Genomic DNA, 21,360 nt, shown 5'->3' with positions numbered 1-21,360 from the left:
GCGAGCGCAGGTTCATCATATCGTCGGTCATCGGTGGACTTTCCATCAGGTTGAGCTTGAACAACCCGACCCTACCGGAAAAACACTGGTGACCGCCGCTATCCTGCTACACCACGCCCCGGGACATCATCATAGGTTTTGACGTAGGCGGGCGGCGAGGGCATCCCCTAGGTCGCCATGACCATCTCCCGCTGGCTGTCTGCGCCGACGCGGACGATGGGTGCGAGCATGCCGGGATAGACATCGCGAGAGGGCTCGTTCCAGCCGGTGCGGTCGACCATGCCTCGGGTCAGGTCGATGATCGCCTCGCGGTTGCTCCGGACATTGTAAAGGTTGCACATGGGCGGCAACTCCGGTGAGGCCCGCGGGGCAGTTCAGACTTTTGCCCCGAATCAGTGCCATATCGACGGCATCAGAGTCTGAACTCACATTGCGAGTCCTTATATATAATACGGCCTGTCACGCCGGAGGCCGCGGGTTCGAGCCCCGTCACTCCCGCCACTTTCCTCCTTGCATTTCCAAGCCTTGAGAAGTTGCCCCGTTCGGGGCCGGCCTGAACTCGGCAGGCGGGTTCGGGCTTTTGTGCCCAGAGCCGTTTCCTCACCGGGCTCCCGGCATCTTCCGACCTGCATGGCGTTTTGGGGAATCGGCTGGGTAACCAGGCGTTTGGAGTTCGTGGAGACGGCTGGCGAGGACCGCCGCCTCGCCGAGCTGGCAAAAGCGATGTCGAGACGCGCCGCGAGACAGCCTTGATTTGAGCGACCGACTAGTGAGAGGCGCAACCTCGCTGGCATCGATACTGGCGTTCGCAAGATCACTCCGCTAGCTTGGCGACCGATGCAGGGGGCACGACCACACATCGCAGCATTGGACGGGCTGCGCGGCATTGCCGCGTGGCTGGTTGTGCTGTCGCATACCAACAATTTGCTGCCGCAGCCGCTGCTCGTCCTCTCTGGGGCTGGGGCGGCCGGCGTTATGATCTTTTTCGTGTTGAGCGGTTTCCTGATGGGGCTGCTCTATGCATCTGTCCCTCCGGAACGCCCGGCCATCGCAGACTTCGTGGTTGCTCGCATTGCCCGCGTTTTTCCGTTGTACTTCGCGGTGGTGCTGTTCAGCTTCGTTGTGAACGAAAAATTTCCCTTTTTGATGCCATATGTGCATGTATACAATGTAACTATAAAGAACATATGGGAGCATGTATTTTTTATTCGTGGGCAGAGTGTCCTTTGGACGATACCCGTCGAGGTGACATTCTATAGTCTGTTCGTCCTTCTCTGGCTGGTGCGGGGCAGAAGTCGGGCGGCCTATTTGATGTCCATAGCAGCGCTATGGCTGGCGGTCGTGGCGACGATGTATAAGCCGCTTCCATGGGGCAACGATTTGCCGCGGTATGTGGCATTCTTCTTCAGCGGCCTGGTGATCGCAGAGGTTTATCGAGCCGCTCCGCCTGAAGATGACGGAGTGGCGTCGGTCTTCGGAGCGACACTTGTGGTGGCAGGGATTATCCTGCTGATCCCCGGAAACTATCGCGCTCTGTTCGGGACAGGGCTGGGAAGCTGGAGCGGCCAGGCCTCGCTCCTGATGGCGACCACGGTCTGCGCCGCCGCGTGCTATTCGTCGCTCGCACAAAAGGTGCTCGGAGCGCGGCTTCTCAGCCTGCAGGGGGATATTTCGTATTCGGTCTACCTCCTGCATCCGCTGGTGCTCCACGCGATCCGCAAGAATACCGGTCTTGACGGCCTCGCGCTGTTTCCCGCTGTGATCGTGGGCACGCTGGTGATTGCGCTTGCATCGTATCACTTCATTGAGAGGCCGTGTCGAAGCGCCATCCGGTCGCTCAGGAAGTAGCTGGGCTTTTTGGAGGGGGCAGAAATCCCGTCCGCAGCAATACGGCCGCAAGGTGCCAGACCGGTATTTCGCGGGCAAAGGGCGGTGATGCCGGATGCCTGTTTCCACCGTCCAGATGCCAACGCGCCGCCTTCTTGCCATGGTGAGCGGCTCTTGTAGGGTGGCGCCGTGCCGAAATGTCCCATCCGCACCGGCGGCTGGGGAGGATCGAGCGGACCACAGGGGACAACGGTTGCGCGAGCGTTGCGCCCCGCTGCTCGAAAACCGGGAACATGGCTGGTATGCGGCACCGCAGCACTTGCGCCTGCCGATCGCCTGCGATAAGCCTCGCGCGCACATGCGAAACGGTCCAAGGTAGCTGATCGCGGACGTTTTTCGCCGCTTCTCGCCGGATCGCTTTCGTGCTGAGCGAGAAATCCGTTCAAGAGCCCGCCGTCCCGGCGACGGGCCACGACAACGCGGGTGCCGGATGCAGAGCCTTCTTGCCGACTATCTGCCGCTCGTCATCTTCATCGGTGTGTCGCTGGTGATCGGGCTGGCGCTGCTTGTGTCGCCGTTCATCGTGGCATATTCGCGGCCGGACGCCGAGAAGCTGTCGGCCTACGAGTGCGGCTTCAACGCGTTCGATGACGCGCGCATGAAGTTCGATGTGCGATTCTATCTCGTCGCCATCCTCTTCATCATCTTCGATCTCGAGGTCGCCTTCCTCTTCCCGTGGGCTGTGGCCTTCGGCGATCTCGGCTGGTTCGGCTTCTGGTCCATGATGCTGTTCCTCGGCGTCCTGACCGTCGGCTTTATCTACGAGTGGAGAAAGGGAGCCCTCGAATGGGATTGATCGGCGAAGCGAACGGCCCGGCCGTCGCTCCGGCGGCCAGGGGCATCATCGACCCGCGCACCGGCAAGCCCGTCGGCTCGGATGATTCCTTCTTCCTCGGCCTCAATGACGAGCTGGCCGACAAGGGCTTCCTCGTCACCTCGACGGACGAGCTCATCCAGTGGGCCCGCACCGGCTCGCTGATGTGGATGACCTTTGGTCTGGCTTGCTGCGCCGTGGAGATGATGCAGCTGTCGATGCCGCGCTACGACGTGGAGCGCTTCGGCTTCGCTCCGCGCGCCAGCCCGCGCCAGTCGGACGTCATGATCGTCGCCGGCACGCTCACCAACAAGATGGCGCCGGCCCTGCGCAAGGTCTATGACCAGATGCCGGAGCCGCGCTACGTCATCTCCATGGGTTCCTGCGCCAACGGCGGCGGCTACTACCACTATTCCTATTCGGTTGTGCGCGGCTGCGACCGCGTGGTGCCGGTGGACATCTATGTCCCTGGCTGCCCGCCCACCGCGGAAGCGCTGCTCTACGGCATCCTTCTTCTGCAGAAGAAGATCCGCCGTACCGGCACCATCGAGCGCTGAGGGGTGAAGGCGATGAGCGTCAACCTGACTGAGCTCGGTGAACATATCCTCGCCTCGCTGCCGGGGGCGGCGAAGGCGGCGGACGTGGGCCTCGGCGAGCTGACCATCCGCGCCGAGGCGGGCGAGATCGTCCGTGTCCTGACCTTCCTGCGCGACGACGCCCGCTGCCGCTTCGTCTGCTTCATCGACCTGTGTGGCGTCGACTATCCGGCGCGCGAGAAGCGCTTCGACGTCGTCTACCACCTGCTGTCGCCGCACCACAATGTGCGCATCCGCGTGAAGGTGGAGACGGACGAGACGACGCCCGTGCCGTCGGCGACCGGCGTCTTTCCGGCTGCCAACTGGTACGAGCGCGAGGCCTACGACCTCTATGGCATCCTGTTCTCCGGCCATCCGGACCTGCGTCGCATCCTCACCGACTACGGCTTCGAGGGGCATCCGCTGCGCAAGGACTTCCCGCTCACGGGCTTCGTCGAGGTGCGCTACGACGACGAGGAAAAGCGGGTGGTCTACGAGCCGGTGCGGCTCAACCAGGAATTCCGCAACTTCGACTTTCTCTCGCCTTGGGAGGGCACCGAGTACGTGCTGCCCGGCGACGAGAAGGCCAAGGCCAACTGAGCGGGAGAGGGCGCCTTGGGCGAACATCAGATCCGCAATTTCTCGATCAACTTCGGCCCGCAGCATCCGGCGGCGCACGGCGTTCTGCGCCTTGTCCTCGAGCTCGACGGCGAGGTGGTGGAGCGCGTCGACCCGCACATCGGCCTGCTGCACCGCGGCACGGAGAAGCTGATCGAGGCCAAGACCTACCTGCAGGCGGTGCCCTATTTCGACCGGCTCGACTACGTCGCGCCGATGAACCAGGAGCACGCCTACGCGCTCGCCGTCGAGCGGCTGCTCGGCATCACGGTGCCCAAGCGCGGCCAGCTTATCCGTGTGCTCTATTCGGAGATCGGGCGCCTTCTCTCGCACCTTCTCAACGTCACCACGCAGGCCATGGACGTCGGCGCGCTCACGCCGCCGCTCTGGGGCTTCGAGGAACGCGAGAAGCTGATGATCTTCTACGAGCGGGCCTCGGGCGCGCGCATGCATGCGGCCTATTTCCGGCCGGGCGGCGTGCACCAGGACCTGCCCAACAAGCTCCTCGATGACATCTGGGACTTCTGCGACCCCTTTCTCAAGGTCCTCGACGATCTGGAGGGGCTGCTGACGGACAACCGAATCTTCAAGCAGCGCAATGTCGACATCGGCGTTGTGACGCTGGAGGAGTGCTGGAAGTGGGGCTTCTCCGGCGTCATGGTGCGCGGCTCCGGCGCGGCATGGGATCTGCGCAAGGCGCAGCCCTATGAATGCTACGAGGAGCTGGAGTTCGACATCCCCGTCGGCAAGAACGGCGACTGCTACGACCGCTACTGCATCCGCATGGAGGAGATGCGCCAGTCCGTGCGCATCATGAAGCAGTGCCTCGAGAAGCTGCGCTCGCCAGAGGGGCAGGGCCCGGTTTCCGCCACCGATCACAAGATCGTGCCGCCCAAGCGCAGCGAGATGAAGCGCTCGATGGAAGCGCTCATCCACCACTTCAAGCTCTATACCGAGGGCTACCACGTCCCCGCGGGCGAGGTCTACGCCGCCGTCGAGGCGCCCAAGGGCGAGTTCGGCGTCTATCTCGTGTCGGACGGCACCAACAAGCCGTACCGCTGCAAGATCAGGGCTCCGGGATTCGCCCACCTGCAGGCCATGGACTTCCTGTGCCGCGGTCACATGCTGGCCGACGTCTCGGCAGTGCTCGGCTCGCTCGACATCGTGTTCGGCGAGGTCGATCGCTGATGGTCTCGGCACCGGCCATAGAGGGAACGGGCGAGGTGGCCTGCGCGCCCCGCTGGATGCCTTCGGAGCGGACGCGCCGCAAGGTGCTGGAGCCGCTGCGCCGGCGCGTGCTGGGCCCGCTGTTCACGCGCCTCGGCTACGACCTTCTGCCGGCCGTGCCGGAGTGGGAGCACCGGCCCCTGTCGCGCCGCGAGGTGGACCGCCTCGTGCGCGGCGCCGCCCACCATATCGCCGTCGACCTGGAAGCCGCCGGGCTTCCGGTGCCGGCGGACATGGAAGGGCTGGTGCGCTCCTTCTATGACGAGATCAGGTCCTGCCCGGTGCGCCAGAAGCACGGTGGCAACGGCTTCAACGGCGCCCTTGAGCTCTTCGTGGTCGCACGGGTGCTGCAGCCGGATGTGATCATCGAGTCGGGCGTCTTCCGGGGACTCACCACCTGGGTGCTGCGCAAGGCCTGTCCCGAGGCGCGGATCTTCTGCTTCGATGCGGTCTTCTCCAACCTGCAGCATCGGGATCCGTCGGCGATCTATTACGAGGCCGACTGGTCCGGCTTCGACTTCGGTGGCATTGACCTGTCGCGCGCGCTCGCCTTCTTCGACGATCACATCGACCAGGCGCGGCGGATCATCGAGGCGGAGAAGCGCGGCCTGCGGCATCTCGTCTTCGACGACAACACCGCGGCCCACCGCATCCATTCCCACGGTGGCCCGGCGTACCCCACCGTCGACATGGTGCTCGACGACATTCCGACGGAGCCGGTGCGCTGGCTGCGCAACGGGCGTGAGTTCGTCTACGAGGCGGACCCCTCCGTCGTCGAGGCCGTCCGCGCGCGGGTCGAGACCGTGCGCCACATTGACGATCTCCACGGCGTGACCGGCTACTCGCCGGCGCGCCTGACCTATGTGAAGCTCAAGGACAGGCGGATCTGATGGCTGTTCGTCGTCTCGCCCCCAAGGAACTCCAGCCCGACAGCTTCGCCTTCACGGCGGAGAACGCGATCTGGGCCGGGCAGCAGATCGCGAAATACCCCGAAGGCCGGCAGGCCTCGGCGGTGATCGCCCTGCTGTGGAAGGCACAGGAACAGTCCGGCGGCTGGCTGCCTGAGCCGGCGATCCGCGCCGTCGCCGACCTTCTCAAGATGCCCTACATCCGGGTGCTGGAGGTCGCGACGTTCTACACGATGTTCAACCTCGAGCCGGTCGGGAAGCATTTCGTGCAGCTTTGCGGCACGACGCCCTGCATGCTGCGCGGCGCCGAAAAGCTCAAGGAAGTGCTCAAGCGCAAGATCGGCGAGGAGAAGCACGTCACGGCCGACGGCAAGTTCTCGTGGATGGAGGTCGAGTGCCTCGGGGCGTGCTGCAACGCGCCGATGGCCCAGATCAACAACGACTACTACGAGGACCTGACGCCCGAGACGCTCGAGAAGCTCCTCGACGATCTCGCAGCCGGACGCCCGGTGAAGCCCGGTCCGCAGAACGGCCGGCGCGCGTCCGAGCCGGAAGGCGCAATCACGACGCTGAGCGACCCGTCGCTCTACGATGGCTCGCAGCTCGGCGCCTGGCGCAAGCGCTTCGAGGCCGAGGCGGCCGAGAAGGCCCGCGCCGAGGCGGAGGCGGCCGCCGCCGCGCCGTCTGCTGCCCAGACGCCGGAGCCCGCCAAGCCGAAGGAGACGCGCCCTGAGGAGAAGGCTTCGGATCGTCCTGAGGTGCGCGTGGCCGAGGGCAAGGCGCCCATCGCCCAGGGGGCAAAGGATGATGCCGCCCCGGTGGTCCCCGACGAGCACAAGCCCGCGCTGCTTTCCAAGCCGCGCGACGAGGGGCCGGACGACCTCAAGCTCATCTATGGCGTCGGGCCGAAGCTCGCTGCCATGCTGAACGAGCTCGGCATCTACCACTTCGATCAGATCGCCTCCTGGAACGAGATGAATCTCGCGTGGGTTGACCAGCATCTGGGCGCCTTCCGCGGGCGCGCGGTGCGTGACAAGTGGATCGAGCAGGCCAAGAAGCTCGCCACGGGCTGGCGCCCGGCGAGCGACGTCGGCGAGAAGCCGGAGGAGTGAGCGGCCATGCTGTCTGACAAGGACCGCATTTTCACCAATCTCTACGGGCTGCACAGCCCCGGCCTCGAAGCCGCGAAAAAGCGCGGCGCGTGGGACGGCACCAAGTTCCTCCTGCAGCAGGGGCGCGACTGGATCATCGAGGAGATGAAGAAGTCGGGCCTGCGCGGGCGCGGCGGCGCCGGTTTCCCCACGGGCCTCAAGTGGTCGTTCATGCCCAAGCAGTCCGACGGGCGTCCGCACTATCTCGTCGTCAACGCCGACGAGTCCGAGCCGGGCACCTGCAAGGACCGCGAGATCATGCGCCATGATCCGCACCTGCTCATCGAGGGGTGCCTGATCGCATCCTTCGCCATGGGGGCGCACGCGGCCTACATCTACATCCGCGGCGAGTACATCGCCGAGCGTGAGGCGCTGCAGCGGGCGGTGGACGAGGCCTACGAGGCGCGCCTCATCGGCAAGAACAACATTCACGACTATCCCTTCGACCTCTACGTGCACCATGGTGCCGGCGCCTACATCTGCGGCGAGGAGACCGCGCTGCTCGAGAGCCTCGAGGGCAAGAAGGGCATGCCGCGGCTGAAGCCGCCGTTCCCGGCCAACATGGGCCTCTACGGCTGCCCGACGACGGTCAACAACGTCGAGTCGATCGCGGTCGCCGGTACCATCCTGCGCCGTGGCGCCTCCTGGTTCGCCAGCCTCGGCCGGCCGAACAACGCGGGCACGAAGCTCTTCTGCATCTCCGGCCACGTGAACAAGCCGTGCAACGTGGAAGAGGAGATGGGCATCACCTTCCGCGAACTCATCGACCGGCACTGCGGCGGCATCCGCGGCGGCTGGGACAACCTGCTCGCGGTCATCCCCGGGGGCTCCTCCGTGCCGTGCGTGCCGGCCGAGCAGATCATCGACTGCCCGATGGACTTCGATTCCCTGCGGAACCTGAAGTCCGGCCTCGGCACGGCGGCAGTCATCGTCATGGACAAGTCCACCGACATCGTGCGGGCGATCGCGCGGCTCAGCTACTTCTACAAGCACGAGAGCTGCGGCCAGTGCACGCCCTGCCGCGAGGGCACGGGCTGGATGTGGCGCGTGCTGTCGCGTATGGCGGAAGGCCGGGCCCACAAGCGCGAGATCGACATGCTGCTTGACGTGACCCATCAGGTCGAGGGCCACACCATTTGCGCGCTGGGCGACGCGGCGGCCTGGCCGGTGCAGGGCCTCATCCGCCATTTCCGCCACGAGATCGAGAAGCGCATCGACGAGTATGCGGCCAACCCGCATTCGGATGCGGTTCTGCAGGCAGCTGAGTGATTGATCACGTCCGGGTGGCTCGCCGCCGGACGGGAAAGGACGAAGTAGCGATGGCCAAGCTCATCGTCGACGGCAACGAGATCGAGGTGCCTGCGGAGTTCACCATCCTGCAGGCCTGCGAGGAGGCGGGCGCGGAGGTGCCGCGCTTCTGCTTCCACGAGCGCCTGTCGATCGCCGGCAACTGCCGCATGTGCCTCGTAGAGGTGAAGGGCTCGCCGAAGCCCGTCGCCTCCTGCGCCATGTCGGTGCGCGACCTCAGGCCCGGCCCCAACGGCGAGCCGCCGGTGGTCAACACCCGCACGCCTCTCGTCAAGAAGGCGCGCGAGGGGGTGATGGAGTTCCTGCTCATCAACCACCCGCTCGATTGCCCGATCTGCGACCAGGGCGGCGAGTGTGACCTGCAGGATCAGGCCATGGCCTACGGCGTCGACTCCTCGCGTTTCGCCGAGAACAAGCGCGCCGTCGAGGACAAGTACATCGGCCCGCTGGTCCGCACCTCGATGAACCGGTGCATCCACTGCACCCGCTGCGTCCGCTTCACCACCGAGGTCGCCGGCGTGCCGGACCTCGGCGCCATCGGCCGCGGCGAGGACATGGAGATCACCACCTATCTCGAGCACGCCATGCGCTCGGAGCTTCAGGGCAACGTGATCGACCTGTGCCCCGTGGGCGCGCTGACCTCCAAGCCCTACTCCTTCAAGGCCCGGCCCTGGGAGCTTGCGAAGACCGAATCCATCGACGTGATGGATGCCCTCGGCTCGGCCATCCGCGTCGACTCGCGCGGCCGCGAGGTCATGCGCTTCCTGCCGCGCGTCAACGAGTTCATCAACGAGGAGTGGATCTCGGACAAGACGCGTTTCGTCTGGGACGGCCTCAGGACCCAGCGTCTCGACCGCCCCTACGTGCGGGAGAACGGCCGTCTGCGCCCGGCGAGCTGGAATGAGGCCTTCGCGACCATCGCCAGCAAGGTGGGGGCGACGAAGAGCGAGCGCATCGGCGCCATCGTCGGCGACCTTGCCGCCGTCGAGGAGACCTTCGCCCTCAAGCTCCTGATGGAGAGCCTCGGCGTCGCCAGCATCGACTGCCGCCAGGATGGCACGCGGCTCGACCCGACGCTTGGCCGTGCGACCTATGTCTTCAACAGCACCATCGCTGGCATTGAGGATGCCGATGCGGTGCTGCTCGTCGGCACCAACCCGCGCAAGGAGGCGCCGGTTCTCAACGCCCGCATCCGCAAGGGCTGGCGCCAGATGCGCACGCCCATCGGCGTGATCGGCGAGAATGTCGACCTGACCTATGACTACGCCTATCTCGGCGCCGGCCCGCAGACGCTGGCGGACCTGGCGGCCGGCAAGGGCGCCTTCTTCGAGGTGCTGAGCAAGGCCGAGCGGCCTCTCATCATCGTGGGGCAGGGGGCCCTGACGCGCGAGGACGGCCTGGCCGTGCTCGCCACGGCGGCGAAGCTCGCCAAGGCCGTCGGCGCGGTCGGCGAGGGCTGGAACGGCTTCTCGGTGCTGCACACGGCCGCGGCGCGCGTCGGTGCGCTTGACCTCGGCTTCACGCCGAAGGCCGACGGCCTCGACGTGGCGGGCATGCTGGCGCCGGGGGCGCTCGATGTCCTGTTCCTGCTCGGTGCGGACGAGATCGACGTGCCGGAAGGCGTCTTCGTCGTCTACCAGGGAACGCATGGCGACCGTGGTGCCCACCGGGCCGACGTCATCCTGCCCGGCGCGGCCTACACGGAGAAGTCGGGCATCTACGTCAATACCGAAGGCCGCCCGCAGCTCGCCAACCGGGCCGTGTTCCCGCCCGGAGAGGCACGGGAGGACTGGGCGATCCTGCGTGCGCTGTCCGACGTGCTCGGCAAGCGACTGCCGTTCGACTCGCTGGCGGCGCTGCGCGAGCAACTGTTCGCGGCGTATCCGCATCTGGCCGCCATCGGCGAGATCGCGCCGGCGGATCCGGCCGCTCTCGAGGCGCTCGCGGGCAAGGGAGGGGCGCTCTCGGAGGCGCCGTTCGCTTCGCCCATCGTCGATTTCTATCTCACCAACCCCGTTGCGCGCGCGTCTGCCGTCATGGCCGAGTGCTCGGCTCTCGCGAGCGGCGCGCTGAAGCAGGCTGCAGAGTAAGGACCACACCCGATGGAATGGCTGACCACGGTTGCGATCATTCTCGGCAAGAGCCTGCTCCTGCTGGTCGCGCTGCTCGTTTTCATCGCCTACATCCTTTACGCCGACCGCAAGATCTGGGCGGCGGTGCAGCTGCGCCGCGGTCCGAACGTGGTGGGGCCGTGGGGGCTGTTGCAGTCCTTCGCCGACCTTCTGAAGTTCGTGCTGAAGGAGCCGGTCATCCCGGCTGGCGCCAACAAGGGGCTGTTCCTGCTGGCGCCGCTCGTCACCTGCGTACTGGCGCTGGCTTCCTGGGCCGTCATCCCGGTGGCCGACGGCTGGGCGATCGCCGACATCAACGTCGGCATCCTCTACATCCTCGCCATCTCCTCGCTCGGGGTCTACGGCATCCTGATGGGAGGCTGGGCGTCGAACTCGAAGTACCCCTTCCTCGGTGCGCTGCGCTCGGCGGCCCAGATGGTTTCCTACGAGGTCTCCATCGGCTTCGTCATCATCACCGTGCTGCTGTGCGTCGGCTCGCTGAACCTCACCGAGATCGTGCGCGCGCAGGAGACGAGGGGGCTTGCGACGCTGCTCGGCGTGCCGTGGCTGACGGTGCTGAACTGGTACTGGCTGCCGCTGTTCCCGATGTTCGTCATCTTCTTCATCTCGGCGCTGGCCGAGACGAACCGCCCGCCGTTTGACCTGCCGGAGGCGGAATCGGAGCTGGTGGCCGGCTTCATGGTAGAATACTCGTCGACGCCGTACCTCCTGTTCATGCTCGGCGAGTACGTGGCGATCATGACGATGTGCTCGCTGACCACGATCCTCTTCCTCGGCGGCTGGACGGCGCCGGTGGCTCTGCCGCCGTTCACGTGGATCCCCGGCGTGGTGTGGTTCGTCGTCAAGGTTTGCTTCGTCTTCTTCATGTTCGCCATGGTGAAGGCGATGGTGCCGCGCTACCGCTACGACCAGCTGATGCGTCTTGGCTGGAAGGTGTTTCTGCCGATCTCGCTCGCTGCCGTAATCGTCGTTGCGGCTGTGCTGCAGGTCACGGGATGGGCTCCGGCCTCGTGAGGCCGGCAAGAGAAAGGGACGGAGCCGGATCATGAGGCTCGATCAGGCCGCAAAGTCGCTCTTCCTGAAGGAGTTCGTATCGGCGTTCTTCCTGTCGATGCGCTACTTCTTCAAGCCGAAGGCGACGATCAACTATCCCTTCGAGAAGGGAATCCTGAGCCCGCGCTTCCGCGGCGAGCACGCCCTGCGCCGTTATCCCAACGGCGAGGAGCGCTGCATCGCGTGCAAGCTGTGCGAGGCGATCTGCCCTGCCCAGGCCATCACCATCGAGGCCGGGCCGCGTCGCAACGACGGCACGCGCCGCACGACGCGCTACGACATCGACATGGTGAAGTGCATCTACTGCGGCTTCTGCCAGGAGGCCTGCCCGGTGGACGCCATTGTCGAGGGGCCGAACTTCGAGTTCGCGGTGGAGACGCGCGAGGAGCTCTACTACGACAAGCAGCGGCTCCTGGATAACGGGGCGCGCTGGGAGCGCGAAATCGCCCGCAACATCGCGATGGACGCGCCCTACAGGTGACGGTCCGGTGAGGTTGTTCGTGAGGGATTCGGTGTCTATAGACGCCATGCCTGGGGGGCGGGGCCCCACGGGCGACAGGACGGGATACGGGGCATGACGGTCGCAGCGGCCTTCTTCTATCTCTTTTCGTGCGTGTGCGTGGCCTCGGCCTTCATGGTCATTGCCTCGCGCAACCCCGTGCATTCGGTGCTCTTCCTGATCCTCGCCTTCGTCAACGCGGCGGGCCTGTTCATCCTGATGGGCGCCGAGTTCCTGGCGATGATCCTGGTTGTCGTCTACGTCGGCGCGGTGGCAGTGCTCTTCCTCTTCGTCGTCATGATGCTCGACGTCGACTTCGCGGAGCTGCGCCAGGGCTTCCTGCAGTATCTGCCGGTGGGCGCCCTCGTCGGGGTCATCTTCCTCATCGAGCTCGTGCTTGTGGTCGGCTCGTTCGTTATCGACCCCGCGCTCGTGAAGACGCCGATCGCGGCCATCCCGCCCGCCAGCGAGATGTCGAACACCGCGGCGCTCGGCCACGTGCTCTACACCCGTTACCTCTACTTCTTCCAGGCATCGGGCCTCGTGCTGCTCGTCGCCATGATCGGCGCCATCGTGCTCACCCTGCGCCACAAGCCTGGCGTCAAGCGGCAGGACGTGGCGCGGCAGGTGGCGCGCACGCGCGACACCGCCATCGAAGTGCGGAAGGTGCCCTTCCGCGAGGGCGTGTGAGAGAGGCCGGAGACACAGACATGACCATCGGGCTCGCGCATTATCTCACCGTCGCCGCCGTGCTGTTCACCCTCGGCGTGCTTGGCATCTTCATCAACCGCAAGAACGTCATCGTCATTCTGATGTCGATCGAGCTCATCCTGCTCTCGGTCAACATCAACTTTGTCGCCTTCTCCACCTTCCTGGGCGACCTCGTCGGGCAGGTCTTTGCCCTGCTCGTGCTGACCGTGGCGGCCGCCGAGGCGGCCATCGGGCTTGCCATTCTCGTCGTCTACTTCCGCAACCGCGGCACCATCGCGGTTGAGGACATCAACATGATGAAGGGCTGAGGCCGCGATCATGTATCACGCGATCGTCTTCCTGCCGCTTGCCGGCTTCCTGATCGCTGGCCTCGCCGGCCGGTTCATTGGCGCGCGGGCGAGCGAGGTCATCACGACCTCCGGCCTGTTCGTCTCCTGCGCCCTGTCGTGGATCGCCTTCTTCGATGTCGCCTTCGGCGACGGCGCGACGCGCGTCACGGTGGCCAACTGGATCATTTCAGGCGACCTGGCGGTCGACTGGGCCTTCCGCATCGACACGCTGACGGCGGTGATGCTGATCGTCGTGACGACGGTCTCCTCGCTAGTCCACCTTTACTCCATCGGCTACATGCACGAGGATCCGTCGCGGCCGCGCTTCTTCGCCTATCTGTCGCTGTTCACCTTCGCCATGCTGATGCTGGTGACGGCCGACAACCTGGTGCAGATGTTCTTCGGCTGGGAAGGCGTCGGCCTGGCGAGCTACCTGCTCATCGGCTTCTGGTACGAGAAGCCGTCGGCCAATGCCGCGGCCATCAAGGCCTTCGTCGTCAACCGTGTGGGCGACTTCGGCTTCCTGCTCGGAATCTTCCTCCTTTTCGTGCTGTTCGGCGCCGTCACCTTCGACGGCATCTTCCCGCGCGTGGCGGAGTTCAACGAGGCGACGTTCCGCTTCCTCGGCCACGAGTGGCACGCGCTGACGCTGGCCTGCCTGCTGCTCTTTATGGGCGCCATGGGCAAGTCGGCCCAGTTCCTGCTGCACACTTGGCTGCCGGACGCCATGGAGGGCCCGACGCCTGTCTCCGCGCTCATCCACGCGGCGACGATGGTGACGGCCGGCGTCTTCATGGTCGCGCGCATGTCGCCCGTGTTCGAGTATGCGCCGACGGCGCTGTCGGTCGTCACGGTGATCGGCGGCATCACCGCCTTCTTCGCCGCGACCGTCGGCCTCGTGCAGAACGACATCAAGCGCGTCATCGCGTACTCGACCTGCTCGCAGCTCGGCTACATGTTCGTCGCGCTCGGCGTCGGCGCCTACGGGGCAGGCGTGTTCCACCTCTTCACGCACGCCTTCTTCAAGGCGCTGCTGTTCCTCGGTGCCGGCTCGGTCATCCATGCGATGCACCACGAGCAGGACATGCGTCACATGGGCGGCCTGCGGAAGCACATTCCCTTCACCGCGGCCATGATGACCATCGGCACGCTGGCGCTGACCGGCTTCCCCTTCACGGCGGGCTACTTCTCGAAGGATGCCATCATCGAGGCCGCCTATGCCTCGCACACGCCGGGCGCCAACTTCGCCTTCATCGCGACGGTCATCGCGGCGCTGTTCACGTCCTTCTACTCGTGGCGCCTGTACTTCCTGACCTTCGAGGGCAAGCCGCGCTGGGCCGGTCACGGCCATGGCCATGACGACCACGGGCACGGCCACGGCGATCACACGCCGCACGAGAGCCCGCTCGTCATGCTCATTCCGCTTGCCGTCCTGGCAATCGGCGTGGTCGTTGCCGGCTTCGCCTTCAAGGAAGCCTTCATCGGCCACGACTACGACAACTTCTGGAAGGGCGCGCTCTTTACCGGTGCCAACAACCACATCCTGCACGAGATGCACGAGGTGCCGGGCTGGGTTGTGGCTTCGCCCTTCGTGATGATGGTGCTCGGCTTCCTCATCGCGCTGTGGTTCTACGTTCTCAACCCGCGCATGCCGGCCGCCCTGGCCGCGCAGCAGCCGCTTCTCTACAGGTTCCTGCTCAACAAGTGGTACTTCGACGAGCTGTACGACTTCCTGTTCGTGCGCCCGGCGATGTGGCTCGGCCGCGTCTTCTGGAAGAAGGGTGACGGCTGGCTCATCGACGGCTTCGGGCCGGACGGCGTCTCTGCCCGCGTCGTCGATGTGACGAACCGCGTTGTGCGCCTGCAGACCGGCTACGTCTTCCACTACGCCTTCGCGATGCTCGTCGGTGTCGCGGCTCTCGTCACCTGGTACCTCATCGGGGGCACGCACTGATGTTCGGCCTCGGTCTCCTCTCCGGTCTCCTGATCCTGCCGCTCGTCGGTGCCGCCATCATCCTCGTGGTGCGCGGCAGCGAGGAGGCGGTGCGCTCCAACGCCCGCTCCGTGGCGCTGGTGACGACGCTCGCAACCTTCGTCCTCTCGCTCGTCGCCTGGGGACGGTTCGACACGGCGAGCGCCGCCTTCCAGCTCACTGAGGATCATTCCTGGCTGACGGATTCCATCCGCTTCCGGCTGGGCGTGGACGGCTTCTCGATGCCGTTCGTCCTGCTGACGACCTTCCTGATGCCGTTCTGCATCCTGGCGTCGTGGACCTCGATCGAGAAGCGCGTGAAGGAGTACATGGTCGCCTTCCTCGTGCTCGAGACGACCATGATCGGCGTCTTCGTCGCGCAGGATCTCGTCCTGTTCTACCTCTTCTTCGAGGCCGGCCTCATCCCGATGTTCCTCATCATCGGCATCTGGGGCGGGAAGCGGCGTATCTACGCGAGCTTCAAGTTCTTCCTCTACACGCTGCTTGGCTCGGTGCTGATGCTCATCGCCATCATGGCGATGTACTGGGATGCCGGCACGACGGACATCGCGGCGCTCCTCAAGCACCAGTTCGCCCCGGCGATGCAGACGTGGCTGTGGCTCGCCTTCTTCGCCTCCTTCGCGGTGAAGATGCCCATGTGGCCGGTCCACACCTGGCTGCCCGATGCGCACGTGGAGGCGCCGACGGCGGGTTCCGTCATCCTCGCCGGCATTCTCCTCAAGATGGGCGGCTACGGTTTCATCCGCTTCTCCATCCCGATGTTCCCGGAGGCGTCGGCCTATTTCGCGCCCCTCGTGTTCGCCCTGTCCGTCGTCGCGATTATCTACACCTCGCTCGTCGCGCTGATGCAGGAGGACATCAAGAAGCTCATCGCCTATTCGTCCGTCGCCCACATGGGCTTCGTGACCATGGGCATCTTCACGATGACCACCCAGGGCATCCAGGGCGCCATGTTCCAGATGGTCAGTCACGGCCTTGTCTCGGGCGCGCTCTTCCTGTGCGTCGGCGTCATCTATGACCGCATGCACACCCGCGAGATCGCGGCCTACGGCGGCCTCGTGGAGCGCATGCCGCGCTATGCCGTGCTGTTCATGGTCTTCACCATGGCGAACGTCGGCCTGCCGGGCACGTCCGGCTTCATCGGCGAGTTCCTGTCGCTCGCCGGCGCGTTCCAGGCCAACACCTGGGTTGCCGTCTTCGCCACCTCTGGCGTCATCTTCTCGGCGGCCTATGCCCTGTGGCTCTATCGCCGCGTGGTCTTCGGCAAGCTCGAGAAGGAGAACCTGAAGACCATTCCCGATCTCAACGCCCGTGAGATGGTCGTGCTCGTGCCGCTGATGTTGCTGGTGATCTGGTACGGCGTGCAGCCGGGCGCCATTCTCGATGTCTTCGCCGCTCCGACGGCGGAATTGCTCAAGTCCACCCAGGCCGCGCTGGCGACTGCCAAGTCCGTGGCCCTGACGCTTCACTGAGGTTCAGCCGATGGCCGCCGTCCCGATGTTTGCGCTCGCTCCGGCCCTGCCGGAGATCGTCCTGGCCGCCTCCGCGCTTCTTCTCGTGCTCATCGGCGCGCTGAGGGGCGAGCGTGCCGCGGGCCTGATCGAGGCGCTCACGTTCGTTGCCCTCCTCGTCGCCGGCTTCCTCGTCGTGACGCAGGGGGGCGAGCGGCTGGAGACCTTCGGCGGCTCGTTCGTCGTCGATGCCTTCGCGCGCTTCGCCAAGGTGATGACGCTGGTGGGCTCGGCCGCGGCGCTGCTGATGTCGGGCGACTTCCTGCGCCGGGCGGGCATCAACCGTTTCGAGTATCCCATCCTCATCCTGCTGGCGACTGTCGGCATGATGATGATGATCTCGGCCGGCGATCTCATCGCGCTCTACCTCGGCCTCGAGCTGCAGAGTCTCGCGCTCTATGTCGTCGCCGCCATCGACCGTGACAACGCCCGTTCGAGCGAGGCGGGCCTCAAGTATTTCGTGCTCGGTGCCCTTTCCTCGGGCATGCTGCTCTACGGTGCCTCGCTGATCTACGGCTTCACCGGCACGGTGTCCTTTGCGGGCATCGCCCAGGCCCTGCAGGGCGAGGGGCATGCCGGCGCCATCTTCGGCCTCGTGTTCATCGCCGCCGGCCTCGCCTTCAAGATCTCGGCCGTGCCGTTCCACATGTGGACGCCGGACGTGTACGAGGGCGCGCCGACACCGGTCGCCGCCTTCTTCGCTGCGGCGCCCAAGATGGCGGCCATGGCGCTGCTGGTGCGCGTGTTCATCACGGCTTTCCCGGGCATCGTCGATCAGTGGCGGCAGATCATCGTCTTTGTCGCCATCGCCTCCATGGCCCTCGGCTCCTTTGCCGCCATCGGCCAGCGCAACATCAAGCGCCTCATGGCCTATTCGTCGATCGGACACATGGGTTATGCGCTCGTCGGCCTGGCGGCAGGCACGGCGGAAGGCGTGCAGAGCGTGCTCGTCTACATGGCGATCTATCTCGTCATGACGCTGGGGACCTTTGCCTTCATCCTGTCCATGCGGCGGGAGGAGGGGCCCGTGGAGGGCATCGATGACCTCGCCGGCCTTGCACGCACCCAGCCCTATGCGGCCTATGGTCTGACGATCCTGTTCTTCTCGCTCGCCGGCATTCCGCCGCTCGCAGGCTTCCTCGCCAAGTGGTACGTCTTCGCCGCGGCGGTCGAGGCCAAGCTCTACACGCTCGCGGTCATCGGTGTGCTTGCCAGCGTCATCGGCGCCTACTACTACATCCGGGTCGTCAAGATCATGCACTTCGACGATCCGGCGGGCGCTGCCTTCACGCCGATGTCTGCGGGCCAGAAGGTGGTCTTCGCCCTTGCCAGCATCGTCATCCTCATCCTGATGCTGCCCGGTGCGCCCGCGCCGCTGAACGGCGCTGCGCTGGCCGCCGCCCGCTCGCTGTTCTGACGGGGCTGGCGACAGGGACGTGGAAAGCGGGACCATCTCGCAGGAGGCACGCAAGGCCGGCTTCGACGTCGTGGTGCTGGCGACCACCGCCTCGACCAACGACGTGGCCTTGGAGCAGGCCGTGTCGCGTGGGGCGGACCGACTCTGGGTGGTGGCGCGGGAGCAGACGAAGGGGCGGGGGCGTCACGGCCGACAGTGGGCGTCGCCGCCCGGCAACCTTTACGCCAGCCTCGTCCTGAGGGAACCGTGCGAGCCACCGGCGGCGCCGCAGCTCGGTTTCGTCGCGGGGCTGGCCCTCCATGACGCCGTGGCGGGCGTCACCGGGCTCACCGCGCCGCGGCTGGCGCTCAAGTGGCCCAACGACCTCCTGATGGACGGCGGCAAGCTGTCCGGCCTCATCCTCGAGGGACACAGGATCGGGCCGGACATGTGCTTCGCCGTCGTCATCGGCATGGGCCTCAACGTTGCCCACAAGCCGACGGATACACCCTATCCGGCCCGATGCCTCGCCGAGGCAGTGGGGGCGGTGGACGTAGGCGAGGTTTTCCGGGCATTGTCGTCGAGCTTCGCCGACAGGCTGGCGCAGTGGGAAAGGGGGCGCGGCTTCGCGCGGACGCGCGAAGCCTGGCTTTCCCGCGCCGCCGGCATCGGCGGGCGAGCCCGGGTGCGCTTGCCCGGCGGCGAACTCACGGGCACCTTTGCGGGGCTCGACGCCGCCGGCCGGCTGCTGCTCGACGGCCCGGACGGACGGCGGACGATTGACGCGGGAGACCTCTATCTGGGTCTCTCGGACACGGCATCCTGAGATGCGACCTAGGAGGATTGAGAGGGTATGGCCTCACGCGATGACGACGGCCTCGTATTCGTAGCGCTTGGCGGGCTCGGCGAGATCGGCATGAACGCCGGTCTCTACGGTTTTGGGCCCGCGCGCCGGCGCAAATGGCTGCTCGTCGATTGCGGCATCGCCTTCGCGGGCGAGGATGTGCCGGGCGTTGACCTCATCTTTCCCGACATCCGCTTCCTTGAGGAGGAGCGGGACAATCTCGTCGGCATCGTCATCACCCACGCGCACGAGGACCATATCGGCGGCCTGGCCGAGCTGTGGCCGCGGCTGCGCGTGCCCGTCGTGTGCACACCTTTCGCGGCCGGCCTGCTGGAAGTCCGGCGGCTCGGCGAGCCGGGGGCGCCCAAGATCCCGCTGACGGTGGTGGAGCAGGGCGGTCGTGTCACTCTCGGCCCCTTCGACATCGAGTTCGTGGCTGTTGGCCATTCGATCCCGGAATCGAACGCCCTCGCCATCCGCACGCCGCTCGGCACCGTCGTTCACACGGGCGACTGGAAGCTCGATCCCCATCCCGGCGTGGGCCGGGCCACGGACGAGAAGCGCCTGATCGAGATCGGCGACGAGGGCGTGCTCGCCCTCGTCTGCGATTCCACGAACGTGCTGCGCGACGGCATCAGCCCCAGCGAGGCCGATGTCGCCAGGACGCTGGTCGATCTCATCCGCGAGGCGCCGGAGCGCGTTGCGGTGACGACCTTCGCCTCCAACGTCGCACGCCTGCGCGCCGTGGCCGAGGCAGCAGCGGCCTGCGGCCGCGAGGTCGTGGTGGTTGGCCGGGCGATGGACCGCGTCATCGACGTTGCGACGGAACGGGGCTACCTTGCCGGCCTGCCGCCCTTCCGCTCCGCCGAGACCTACGGCTACCTGCCGCGCAACAAGGTGGTGGCGCTGCTTACGGGCAGCCAGGGCGAGCCGCGGGCGGCGCTCGCCCGCGTGGCAAACGACGAGCATCCCGACATCGCGCTTTCGGCCGGAGACCGGGTGGTGTTCTCCTCGCGCACCATCCCGGGCAACGAGAAGGCCGTCGGCCGCATCATCAACAATCTCGTGGCGCGCGGCATCGAGGTGATCACGGATCGGGAGGCGCTCGTCCACGTCTCCGGCCACCCGCGCCGGGGCGAGCTCGCCGCCATGTATCGCTGGGTGCGGCCGAAGGTGCTCGTGCCGGCCCACGGCGAGGCCCTGCACCTTGCCGAGCAGGCCAGGTTTGCGCGCGCCGAGGGCATCGGCACCGTGGTGCGGGCCATGAACGGCGAGATGGTGCAGCTCGCGCCCGGCAAGCCGTCCGTGGTGGACGACGTGCCCGTCGGCCGTCTCTACAAGGATGGCGACATCGTCATCAATGCGGGCGAGCCCACCATCGGCGAGCGCCGCAAGCTTGCCTTTGCCGGCATCGTGTCCGTCGCCATCGCCCTCGACGACAAGGGGGAGATCCGGGGCGACGCGCAGGTGGAACTCACCGGCCTGCCTTCGGCGACGCGTGAGGGCGAGCCGATGCACGAGCTCGTCAGCGATGCCGTGGCCGATGTCCTCGACGGGCTGCCCAAGGCGCGCCGGCGCGACCCCGATACGGTGGCGAGCGCCGTGGAGCGGGCGGTGCGCGCAGAAGTGCGCCATGCCTGGGGCAAAAAGCCAACGTGCCATGTGCATGTGATCGTCGTATGACGTGGAGGTCCGTCAGCCGGGAGAGCCTCATGATCGGCCGCCTCAACCACGTCGCCATTGCCGTCCGTGATCTCGAGAAGGCCTGTGCCGTCTATCGCGACACCCTCGGGGCGCGCGTGTCGCCGGCCGTGCAGCAGCCCGAGCACGGCGTGACCACGGTCTTTGTCGAGCTGCCGAACACCAAGATCGAGCTGCTCGAGCCTCTGGGAGCCGATTCGCCCATCGCCCGCTTCCTTGAGCGCAATGCCGACGGCGGCATCCACCACGTCTGCTACGAGGTGGACGACATCATTGCCGCGCGCGACCATCTGGTGGAGAAGGGGGCTCGCGTGCTGGGCGGCGGCGAACCGAAGATCGGTGCGCACGGCAAGCCCGTGCTCTTCCTCCACCCCAAGGATTTCTGCGGGACGCTCGTGGAGCTGGAGCAGGCCTGACCGGCCGCTTCCAACCGTCTGCAGCGAGTAGACCGATGACGATCGTGACCTGGCTGGCCCTCTATTTCATCATCTGGTGGACGGTGCTCTTCGCGGTACTGCCCTTCGGCGTGCGCAGCCAGGCGGAGTCGGGCGAGGTGACGAGCGGCACGGAGCCCGGCGCGCCGGTGAAGCCCCAGCTTCTCAAGAAGGCGCTGGCGACGACCGTCGTGTCGGCCATCATCCTGGGCGTCGTGAAGGTTGCTCTGGCGATGATCGAATTCTGAGGGGAAGCGGTCCGGCGCAGT

21 protein-coding genes are annotated in these 21,360 nt (G+C 66.1%); 20 read left to right on the top strand and 1 reads right to left on the bottom strand.

Annotated features, from left to right (window positions below):
• Nucleotides 1–167 precede the first annotated feature (167 nt).
• A complete protein-coding gene (locus HNQ73_RS03230; RefSeq protein ID WP_183332148.1) occupies nucleotides 168–341 on the bottom strand; it encodes an SOS response-associated peptidase family protein in 174 nt (57 codons plus the stop codon).
• Between the two features lie 496 nt (nucleotides 342–837).
• Between HNQ73_RS03230 and HNQ73_RS03225 the strand changes: the two genes are divergently transcribed.
• From HNQ73_RS03225 to HNQ73_RS03130, 20 genes are all read left to right on the top strand, one after another.
• Nucleotides 838–1,848 (top strand): acyltransferase family protein, encoded by a 1,011-nt coding sequence (locus HNQ73_RS03225; RefSeq protein WP_183332146.1) that lies wholly within the window; start codon nucleotides 838–840, stop codon nucleotides 1,846–1,848.
• A 469-nt stretch (nucleotides 1,849–2,317) separates the two neighbouring features.
• Nucleotides 2,318–2,683: an NADH-quinone oxidoreductase subunit A gene (locus tag HNQ73_RS03220; protein ID WP_183332145.1), complete on the top strand. Its 366-nt coding sequence runs from the start codon at nucleotides 2,318–2,320 to the stop codon at nucleotides 2,681–2,683.
• Nucleotides 2,674–3,258 carry a NuoB/complex I 20 kDa subunit family protein gene (locus HNQ73_RS03215; RefSeq protein ID WP_183332143.1) on the top strand — a complete coding sequence of 195 codons (585 nt, stop codon included), beginning with the start codon at nucleotides 2,674–2,676 and terminating at the stop codon, nucleotides 3,256–3,258. Before HNQ73_RS03220 ends, HNQ73_RS03215 begins: the two co-directional genes overlap by 10 nt.
• Before the next feature lie 12 nt (nucleotides 3,259–3,270).
• Nucleotides 3,271–3,876, top strand: coding sequence for an NADH-quinone oxidoreductase subunit C (locus HNQ73_RS03210; RefSeq protein ID WP_183332141.1), 606 nt, complete (start codon nucleotides 3,271–3,273; stop codon nucleotides 3,874–3,876).
• Between the two features lie 15 nt (nucleotides 3,877–3,891).
• Nucleotides 3,892–5,082: an NADH-quinone oxidoreductase subunit D gene (locus HNQ73_RS03205; RefSeq protein WP_183332139.1), complete on the top strand. Its 1,191-nt coding sequence runs from the start codon at nucleotides 3,892–3,894 to the stop codon at nucleotides 5,080–5,082.
• Nucleotides 5,082–6,011: a hypothetical protein gene (locus HNQ73_RS03200; protein WP_244649774.1), complete on the top strand. Its 930-nt coding sequence runs from the start codon at nucleotides 5,082–5,084 to the stop codon at nucleotides 6,009–6,011. Before HNQ73_RS03205 ends, HNQ73_RS03200 begins: the two co-directional genes overlap by 1 nt.
• The gene (gene nuoE, locus HNQ73_RS03195; protein WP_183332137.1) at nucleotides 6,011–7,141 is read left to right on the top strand and encodes an NADH-quinone oxidoreductase subunit NuoE; all 1,131 of its coding nucleotides are present in this window, start codon (nucleotides 6,011–6,013) and stop codon (nucleotides 7,139–7,141) included. Before HNQ73_RS03200 ends, nuoE begins: the two co-directional genes overlap by 1 nt.
• A 6-nt stretch (nucleotides 7,142–7,147) precedes the next feature.
• A complete protein-coding gene (gene nuoF / locus HNQ73_RS03190; RefSeq protein WP_183332135.1) occupies nucleotides 7,148–8,449 on the top strand; it encodes an NADH-quinone oxidoreductase subunit NuoF in 1,302 nt (433 codons plus the stop codon).
• Nucleotides 8,450–8,499: 50 nt separating this feature from the next.
• The gene (gene nuoG / locus HNQ73_RS03185) at nucleotides 8,500–10,578 is read left to right on the top strand and encodes an NADH-quinone oxidoreductase subunit NuoG (protein ID WP_183332133.1); all 2,079 of its coding nucleotides are present in this window, start codon (nucleotides 8,500–8,502) and stop codon (nucleotides 10,576–10,578) included.
• A 12-nt stretch (nucleotides 10,579–10,590) separates the two neighbouring features.
• Nucleotides 10,591–11,634: an NADH-quinone oxidoreductase subunit NuoH gene (gene nuoH, locus HNQ73_RS03180; RefSeq protein WP_183332130.1), complete on the top strand. Its 1,044-nt coding sequence runs from the start codon at nucleotides 10,591–10,593 to the stop codon at nucleotides 11,632–11,634.
• A 31-nt stretch (nucleotides 11,635–11,665) separates the two neighbouring features.
• The gene (gene nuoI / locus HNQ73_RS03175) at nucleotides 11,666–12,154 is read left to right on the top strand and encodes an NADH-quinone oxidoreductase subunit NuoI (RefSeq protein WP_183332128.1); all 489 of its coding nucleotides are present in this window, start codon (nucleotides 11,666–11,668) and stop codon (nucleotides 12,152–12,154) included.
• A 93-nt stretch (nucleotides 12,155–12,247) separates the two neighbouring features.
• On the top strand, nucleotides 12,248–12,862 hold the full coding sequence (locus HNQ73_RS03170; RefSeq protein ID WP_183332126.1) for an NADH-quinone oxidoreductase subunit J: 615 nt from the start codon (nucleotides 12,248–12,250) through the stop codon (nucleotides 12,860–12,862).
• A 20-nt stretch (nucleotides 12,863–12,882) separates the two neighbouring features.
• Entirely contained in the window at nucleotides 12,883–13,191 is a 309-nt protein-coding gene (gene nuoK, locus HNQ73_RS03165; protein ID WP_183332124.1) for an NADH-quinone oxidoreductase subunit NuoK, read from the top strand.
• Between the two features lie 10 nt (nucleotides 13,192–13,201).
• Nucleotides 13,202–15,166: an NADH-quinone oxidoreductase subunit L gene (gene nuoL / locus HNQ73_RS03160; protein ID WP_183332122.1), complete on the top strand. Its 1,965-nt coding sequence runs from the start codon at nucleotides 13,202–13,204 to the stop codon at nucleotides 15,164–15,166.
• A complete protein-coding gene (locus HNQ73_RS03155) occupies nucleotides 15,166–16,677 on the top strand; it encodes an NADH-quinone oxidoreductase subunit M (RefSeq protein ID WP_183332120.1) in 1,512 nt (503 codons plus the stop codon). Before nuoL ends, HNQ73_RS03155 begins: the two co-directional genes overlap by 1 nt.
• A 10-nt stretch (nucleotides 16,678–16,687) precedes the next feature.
• Nucleotides 16,688–18,133, top strand: coding sequence for an NADH-quinone oxidoreductase subunit NuoN (nuoN, locus tag HNQ73_RS03150; protein ID WP_183332118.1), 1,446 nt, complete (start codon nucleotides 16,688–16,690; stop codon nucleotides 18,131–18,133).
• A gap of 19 nt (nucleotides 18,134–18,152) precedes the next feature.
• On the top strand, nucleotides 18,153–18,938 hold the full coding sequence (locus HNQ73_RS03145) for a biotin--[acetyl-CoA-carboxylase] ligase (RefSeq protein WP_183332116.1): 786 nt from the start codon (nucleotides 18,153–18,155) through the stop codon (nucleotides 18,936–18,938).
• A 27-nt stretch (nucleotides 18,939–18,965) separates the two neighbouring features.
• Entirely contained in the window at nucleotides 18,966–20,639 is a 1,674-nt protein-coding gene (locus HNQ73_RS03140) for a ribonuclease J (RefSeq protein ID WP_183332114.1), read from the top strand.
• A gap of 29 nt (nucleotides 20,640–20,668) precedes the next feature.
• Nucleotides 20,669–21,073, top strand: a complete 405-nt coding sequence (mce, locus tag HNQ73_RS03135) for a methylmalonyl-CoA epimerase (RefSeq protein WP_183332112.1) — start codon at nucleotides 20,669–20,671, stop codon at nucleotides 21,071–21,073.
• A 35-nt stretch (nucleotides 21,074–21,108) separates the two neighbouring features.
• A complete protein-coding gene (locus tag HNQ73_RS03130) occupies nucleotides 21,109–21,339 on the top strand; it encodes a DUF1467 family protein (protein WP_183332110.1) in 231 nt (76 codons plus the stop codon).
• Nucleotides 21,340–21,360: the final 21 nt, after the last annotated feature.

Source organism: Chelatococcus composti, assembly GCF_014201415.1.
GTDB lineage: Bacteria > Pseudomonadota > Alphaproteobacteria > Rhizobiales > Beijerinckiaceae > Chelatococcus_A > Chelatococcus_A composti.
This window is presented reverse-complemented; position numbering and strand designations above follow the sequence as displayed.